Consider the following 7,648-nt stretch of genomic DNA (forward strand, 5'->3'; position numbering starts at 1 on the left):
TTTATATGAGCAATATATTAAAAAGTTTACTAATTTATTTTAAGACTTAGATTATTTTACTCCAACTTGATCCCATGCAGCTTTAACATCATTAGCTACTTGATCACCATAAAGGTCTTTTGCTGATTGAATTAAAGAACTTTTAGCATCTTTAAATTGTGATTGTCTTGTTAAGTATTGAGTAAGAGCTCTATAATATATTTTCTCTGCTTTTTCTTTACCTATTTTAGTTATAGTATTATATGCTGCTTTATTAGGTATACCACTATTTATATGAACTCCACCTCTATCATAATATATACTATAGTTTTTATAGTCTTTCATATTTGCTGGTTGTCCATGTTTTGTAGGATCTTGTAAATCTCTTATAGCTTCACCTGGTGTTTTATATAAATCTTCTCCCATTTGCCAGTCATCACTATCTACAAAATAACCAAATACATCTGAGAATGATTCATTTAATGCTCCTGGTTGATATTGGTAAACTAAGTCTGCTGATGATGATGTAACCCCATGTGTTATCTCATGTGCAACAACGTCATTTGCTGCTGTAAAAGCATTTTCTGTTGTTTTATTTCCATCACCATAACTCATCTCTACGCCATTCCAGTAAGCATTACTCATACTACTTCCATCCTCTTCAGGAACATGAACATAAGAATTTATATCTGCGCCATTCCCATCATAACTTTCTCTATTATGAGTATCTTTGTAGTAGTTATAAACTTGATTTGTAAAATAGTGAGCATCTACAGCTGCTTTATCTTGATCGAAGAAGTTTTTTATATTTGTAATAATATTTCCAACTGTTGTATCACCTTTAAAAGCTTCGAAACTTTTAGTTATTATTTGACCTTTATGAGTAGTATCCACTAATTGATATTTACCATTATCTTCAGTTATATTTAAGTTTTTAACTTGTCCATCTGATCCAATTCCAGTACCTGTTGCTTGAATTGCTTCTTCTAAAACATTTTGTTTTTCAACTATACTACCATTTTCTGCATCTACTTTAATTAACCAATGAGCAGCCTCTGGAACAGAATATGATAAATCTAAAGCATATACAGCTCTATTAGTTTTTTCATCAACAACAATTTTAGCATCTTGAATTGTATCTTCACCTGATAAGTTTTTAACTTCATCACGTGATTTTTCTATTGATTTAAAAGCTAACTCAATAGCTTTATCTTTATCTATCTTAGTTTCATTTTTAACTTCCAATTTACCTTGATCTAAATCCCCATTTACAAAAACAACTTTTCCATCTTTATCTGTGTGTATCTTAACCTCAGCTTTATCTGCAAAATAACCATCAGCTTTAGGTTTTAGAGTATAGTGAGTAAATCCTAAGTCATCTTTTTCTTTTTTAACTAATTCATATTGATCTGCATTTTCTTTTACTTTGTAATCTTCAGATACATTTTTTAATACATCTTTTAAATCTTTATCTGCTGTAACATTATAAGCTTGAGGCAATTCTTCCTTAGTTTGACTATCTGCAAAACTTACTGTAGGTGCTAAAAATCCGCATGATAAACCTGCAATTGTTAAAATAGCTAAATTTCTTTTAAACATTAAAACCCATCTCCCTTGTTAAATTTTTAATTAATACTTTTGAAAATTTTAACCCTAACTTAAATAACATTAAATTAATGCATAAAAAATATTAGTTAAGCCTTCAGACTGTCAATTTTGAAGTTTTTGTTTTTGTAAAAATTTAAGAGGAATGTTTTTAGAATACAGTTTGGTATAAAAAAATAATATAAATATTGTTTATATTTATTATATAAACAACAAATTAATACTTAAAAAAACATCTATTTTTATTTATTTTATTGGTAAAAGATTGAAAATAAAAGATTTGTTTCTTGTTGAAAATGATTTTGTATACAAAATTTTGGTTATTACTTTAACATAATTATGTTTGTTCTCAATATAGATATTATATACGTATAGTTAGATTGTCAACTATTTCCAGAAAAAAATATTTAGATTGCTAACTTTCATTATCTAGATTTAATCTAAAAATGGCTCATACACTTAGATACAAGCCATTAAAATCAATTGTTAAATTTACCAAATAAAAGGTATTAGACGATATTTTATTTTTGAACAATAAGTTTTATATCCATTAAGATTTTTTAAAAGCATCTCTTCTTCGTTTTTTATCCTGATTATAGTTATGGGAATTATAAAAATCATAGGTATAATTGAAATATAAGATCCAAGTGCAATAGGCATAAATAATGACATTATTACCATTCCTAAATACATAGGGTGACGAACTAATGCATATGGGCCAGATGATATAACATTTTGCTCATTCTCAACCTGTATAACTGTAGATGCATAACTATTTTTCTTAAAAACATAAAATATAAATATGTATGATGCAAACACAATAATATTTGATGAGATTACAATCCATAATTCTACATTTGACCAGTGAAATCTAAAATCAATACCGGGTAAAATAAATCCCAAATAATATACTTTTAAAATTAAAGGTGTTTTTATACTTTCTTTTGTTTGCTTAACTTTTGCACGTCTTGCTAAAAATTCTGGATTCTTTTTTATAAAATAAAAAGTTATAAAAAAAGTAATTGTTGAAAATCCTGACCAAAAAATCCATGCTTCCCAAAATTTTATCGATCCTGCTGGAATAAATAAAATAATCCACATAAATACAGTAAGTATGATTGGAACCGCAAATAAATTTTTCTTCGATTTATTGTTATTCTTCAATAATGTTTCCTCCCTATTTTTTATCTCCACAGTTATAATTTAAATATTCTTGTATAAGTTTTTTATGTTTTATTTGAGCTGGTGATAAAAATTTATTTGATACTTCATCAAATAAATTTTCATTAGTAATTTCAAATCCATCTTTTTCATAGAGCATTTCTTTTAAAACTGGTTCATTTTTTATAAATTCTGCTCCTTCTTTAGCAAGTTTTTCAATTTCTGGATCATCTACTTCCATATATTTTAATTTAGATAATCTATTGCCTAGCTCTAGTGCTATTTCATATTTTTTAGGATTTAATTTAAAATATTTTGCCATTTCACTAAAATTTTCTTTATAGTTTTTTCCCCACTGAAAATCATCCATAACCCCAAATATGTTACGTTGTTGGTTGAATAACTCTTCATGAGATTTTTTATAATTTTCAAATTGATCCTGATTTAATGTTTCTGTAATAGCTCTAAATGAACTCGATTCAAATAAAGTTTCCTCTACATCTTCAACTTGTTTGTTTAATAAAGTTTCAATTTTAGATATTTGTTCATCTATTTTCTTTCTCTCAGTTAAAAGTTCACAGTGAAGTGACTTAATAACTTCTGTAATATTTTTATTATCCTTTGCATGCCCTAAAATTTCTTTTATTTTTTTTAAATCTAAGCCTAAGTTTTTTAAGTGCTTTATCATTCTCATTTGATTAAGCTCTTCTGCTCCATATAATCTATATCCGCTATTTGACCTTTTAGGTTCCTTCAATAATCCAATTTTATGATAATACAAAACAGTTTTTAACGTACTATTAGTTAATTTAACAAAATCCCCTATTAAAATTTGATTTTTCATCTTCATCCTCCGTGAATTCATTATAAACTCCACCCTAAGGGTGGAGTCAATTTTAATTTTAAATTGAAAATTTCTAGTTTATTTGGCCCTTTAATTATTATTGTTCAAATTATATATATATTATTTAAAAATTAAAAAGTAGAAGAGTTATTATCATTTGATAACTAACCTTCTACTTTAACACCTAATTTTTCATATTAAATTAAACTCTTTTAAAACTGTTTCTTTTTCTTCTCCAAACATTTCTTTCGTCTTTATAAGCGGATATCCTACTTGAAGTATAAGGTCAAAGTTATTATCAATATTTTTTTTATGAGTAATTAACGCATAGCTATGACTTTCAATCACTTCTTTCACTAGTTTAACAGCACCCCAATGACTGTTTTCTAATCGATGTTGGAACCCACATATAAAATCATCTACTGTATATACAAGTGCATAAACTGAAGGAGATGTGTGGAACATATCAGCTAATCTATTTTCATTTGAATCATATAAATATCCATTTTGACTTAATATGCATTGCAGTTCTTCATGATATTTAACCTTGCTTAATTCTTCTATATAGTCACTAGAAAACATATTATCACTATCGATCCTAATATGATAAATATATTTATATCCATCTATTAATTTTTCTATATAACTATCTCCATCATCTGTAAAAATTATATTTTCAGGAAGTTTTGGATATTTAGATAATGCATCAAATATTAAATTTTCACTTTCTTTTGCATATCTCACAACACATTTAAAGTCTTGATTAGTTTGATTAATCAAGCTTTTACCCGTATATTTCATAAATATATCTATTCTATAATCAATCCAATCTTTTGTTTTTGATTGTTTTTTTACATCAATAAATCTATCATCAAATTCTGGCCAAAACGGGTTTGTATCTGTATTAAAGGGTATATCTACAATCATAGCAGTTTCATTATTCATACTTAGGCACTCCTTTTTAAAATATATTTCGCATAATATGACATTTACTAATATACTATGAACTATAGATTCTTTATGTTAATAAGTCTCAAACCAATTTTGGATTAAACAATCTTTTAATATTTGAAATTTCTCTTCACCTATAGAATTTATAATTTCATTTTGAAATTTCTCTTTTAAAATTAATGTTTCTTTACAAAACCTAAATCCTTTTTCAGTCAAACAAAGCACCTTGCCTCTAGAATTTATATCTTTATTTTCTATCATAATATAGCCTCTTTCAATTAAACCTTTTGCGCATTTATGAACCCCTTGACGTGATATCCCTATTATCCTTCCAATCTGCGCCACTGTTAATTTATCTTTTTCAATCAGCGCAAGCATATATGATTCTGTATCAGTGACTCTTTCTTCTCCCATTTCAACCCAAGTTTCTATAACCATTTTTCTAAGTTTTGCATGCTTTTCACTTATTAAATCTATTATATTTAAACTCTGAAAATTTGAATTCATATTAATACTCCTTTTTTATTAAATCTATTTATATATTATATATAAATTTGCAAATAAACAATATAATTTTTGTAAACTTAGTTGACATTTTTAGTCCAAAGATGATATCATACTTTAGTCAACCAAGTTGACAATGATAAGAAAAGAGAGGTATTTAAATTGTTTAAAAACAAAAAAGAACATTTTATATTTATATTGATGATATGCACAACAATGGTGTTTATTATGAGTTGCTATAATATAGCTATAATTGAAGGTTTTTCATTAAATATATTTAAGCATGCATTAATGGGATTCCCTTTAGCTTTTGTATATGCACTAATAGGAGATATATTCATAGTTGGTAAAATTGTAAAATTTATTTCGAGTAAAATATTAAAACCAAATGATAGTATAGCAAAGGTAGGGCTATGTATGTCATTTTTTACAGGATGCGGTATGGTTATTTGGATGTCACTATTCGGAGTAGTTACTAATATAGGATTATCTTCAAACTTCATTTATGCTTATATTATTGCTATGTTTACAAATTTTATATTTGCAATACCTTTAAACTTAATAGTTGTATCCCCTTTAATGAGATTTTTATTCTTTAGGCTATTTCCTCCTATTACACATATCGATAGTCAAAAAAAAGCTGTGTAATAATTAAGTTAATATAAAAATAGCCTTAACCCTTTAAATTTGGATTAAAGCTATTTTTTATTCACATCTTTATTGTCTAAAATAATTACAGTTTCTTTATCTTCATTTGCTATACTCTTTGTATCATTTACAAGTTGTATAACATCTTTATATGATTTTTTTACTCCCTTTATAAGTAAAGGAACTCCTATAAAATCAATTTTTAGCCATCTGGAGAATAACCCTCCAAGTGTCATTGGTAATGGAACTGTTGGTGAAGTGTTAGAAAATATTATTTTTTCGTCTAATAAATTTTGTTTATGTAGCATAGATGCTAAATTGTATAATCCAGGAATTAAAATCTTAGAACGCCCTCTTCCCATAGCATAAACTTCATTTCCATCTTTATCACTTCCATAGTGAAAAAGTTCTCCACGATTTCCATATACCAACTTATTAAAGTTTGGTAGATTCAATATTTCATCCTTAGTTGGTTCTCTATTCTCATCTAACATCTCCAAGTGATACGCAACTGCTATTATAGAGGAATGAGTTCCTCCGTAACAATTATATATGTATATCATTAAAATCACCCGTTTTCTTATTGTTTGTTTTTTTCAATAAAAGTAGTATATGCATTATATGTAAATATTAAACATTTTTACATATTAAATAATAAATTTCAGTTTAAATATTTACAGTAAATCTTAAAATAAAAACTTGTAAATACATGGACAAATTTATCATAATAAATTAACATATACTCAATGAGGTGAGTTTCTTTGAATAAACAATCAAATATAGATATAAAAAAATTTATAGACACATTTGAAAACTTAGCAAGAATTGAAAGACATAATCAAACTATCATGGGAATAAAAAAAAGCGAAGCTCGGGTTTTGCTTTGTGTCGAATTTCTTCATGAGGAAAAAAAATGTAAAGTTAATATTTCAGAAATTAGTAAAAATCTATCTATTACTTCTCCCAGTACTACTGAATTCGTAAAAAATTTAATTAATAAAGGTTATTTAGAAAAACATGTTAGTCAAAATGACAAAAGGTTTATTGAAATAACTTTAACTGATGATGGAAAGAAAATAGTACAGGATTTAAAAAAATACTTTAATTCTTTATTTTCTGGAGTTATAGAAATATTAGGAGAAGAAAAAAGCAAATTATTAATTGAATTATTAGATATAGTTAACATCTATTTCACTGAATGGTATAGTAGACCAAAATAGAAAGTAAATTTCTATTTTGGTCTACTATTTTTTAGTTCAATAAAATCTAAGCTATTTAATATTGACTAATTATTATAAACATGTTAGCATATTAATTAGTTAGGTTACCTAATTAATATGCTATGAAAATATCAAAACAAGTAATTTAAAAATTTTTAAAATTACTTGCTAAATATAAGTTAAATCTAAAAATTGTTGAGGTGAAAACTATTGAAAAAATCATACATTGTAATGGGATGTACATTCTTAATTGCTCTATCTTTAATTTCAAAAGCATTTTTATTGAATGAAAGCATAAAATCATTTTTAGTAATATTCTTTTTTGTTGGTTGTGGAGTAGGCTCTTTAAGACTATTTGTTAATAGCCAAATAAAGAAAATGAAAGGGAAAAAATTAATAAGAAAAATTCTCTTTTTTGCAGTTTTACTTGGAATCGGTATTCCTTTTCAAAATTGGTTCAGGGTTAATGTGATAATGACTATGAATAAATCATTTATGCCATGGAATATTTCTATAATGGTAACAGGAGCTATTTTTATTACTACTTTCTTTGGTTTTATGAAAGATAAATTAACTAAAAAAAGAATAACTAAGGATATATTAGCAAAAGTATCATAATATTTATTTTGAATTTTAATTTTGTTAAATTTAAAATCACAGCTTAAACTCTAACTTCAATAATCAGAAAAAGATTGTATATTTTTAATTTATACAATCTTTTTTTATAGATATTATT

9 protein-coding genes are annotated in these 7,648 nt (G+C 25.7%); 3 read left to right on the plus strand and 6 right to left on the minus strand.

The window, feature by feature from the left end; genetic code table 11:
• Positions 1-51: 51 nt before the first annotated feature.
• The 5 genes from RWY47_RS03525 to RWY47_RS03545 form a co-directional block, all read right to left on the minus strand.
• On the minus strand, positions 52-1,578 hold the full coding sequence (locus RWY47_RS03525) for a M4 family metallopeptidase (protein WP_168932611.1): 1,527 nt from the start codon (positions 1,576-1,578) through the stop codon (positions 52-54).
• A gap of 498 nt (positions 1,579-2,076) precedes the next feature.
• Entirely contained in the window at positions 2,077-2,748 is a 672-nt protein-coding gene (locus RWY47_RS03530; protein ID WP_224170926.1) for a methyltransferase family protein, read from the minus strand.
• Positions 2,749-2,761: 13 nt separating this feature from the next.
• A complete protein-coding gene (locus RWY47_RS03535; protein ID WP_316030236.1) occupies positions 2,762-3,610 on the minus strand; it encodes a MerR family transcriptional regulator in 849 nt (282 codons plus the stop codon).
• A gap of 171 nt (positions 3,611-3,781) precedes the next feature.
• Entirely contained in the window at positions 3,782-4,534 is a 753-nt protein-coding gene (locus RWY47_RS03540; RefSeq protein ID WP_021428085.1) for a rhamnosyltransferase, read from the minus strand.
• A 78-nt stretch (positions 4,535-4,612) separates the two neighbouring features.
• Entirely contained in the window at positions 4,613-5,047 is a 435-nt protein-coding gene (locus RWY47_RS03545) for a MarR family winged helix-turn-helix transcriptional regulator (protein ID WP_224170928.1), read from the minus strand.
• 159 nt (positions 5,048-5,206) lie between these two features.
• On the opposite strand from RWY47_RS03545, the gene RWY47_RS03550 reads away from it, so the two are divergent.
• Entirely contained in the window at positions 5,207-5,692 is a 486-nt protein-coding gene (locus RWY47_RS03550; RefSeq protein WP_021428089.1) for a DUF2798 domain-containing protein, read from the plus strand.
• Positions 5,693-5,742: 50 nt separating this feature from the next.
• Here the strand turns inward: RWY47_RS03550 and RWY47_RS03555 are convergent, their stop codons facing one another.
• Positions 5,743-6,255, minus strand: a complete 513-nt coding sequence (locus RWY47_RS03555; protein ID WP_224170929.1) for a DUF3189 family protein — start codon at positions 6,253-6,255, stop codon at positions 5,743-5,745.
• A gap of 198 nt (positions 6,256-6,453) precedes the next feature.
• Here RWY47_RS03555 and RWY47_RS03560 point away from each other — a divergent pair, with 198 nt between their 5' ends.
• Positions 6,454-6,912: a MarR family winged helix-turn-helix transcriptional regulator gene (locus tag RWY47_RS03560; RefSeq protein ID WP_224170930.1), complete on the plus strand. Its 459-nt coding sequence runs from the start codon at positions 6,454-6,456 to the stop codon at positions 6,910-6,912.
• A 210-nt stretch (positions 6,913-7,122) separates the two neighbouring features.
• Positions 7,123-7,530, plus strand: coding sequence for a hypothetical protein (locus RWY47_RS03565; protein WP_021428076.1), 408 nt, complete (start codon positions 7,123-7,125; stop codon positions 7,528-7,530).
• The last annotated feature ends 118 nt before the right edge of the window (positions 7,531-7,648 follow it).

Origin of the sequence: Paraclostridium sp. MRS3W1 (genome assembly GCF_032465715.1) — a bacterium.
Lineage (GTDB): Bacteria > Bacillota > Clostridia > Peptostreptococcales > Peptostreptococcaceae > Paraclostridium > Paraclostridium dentum.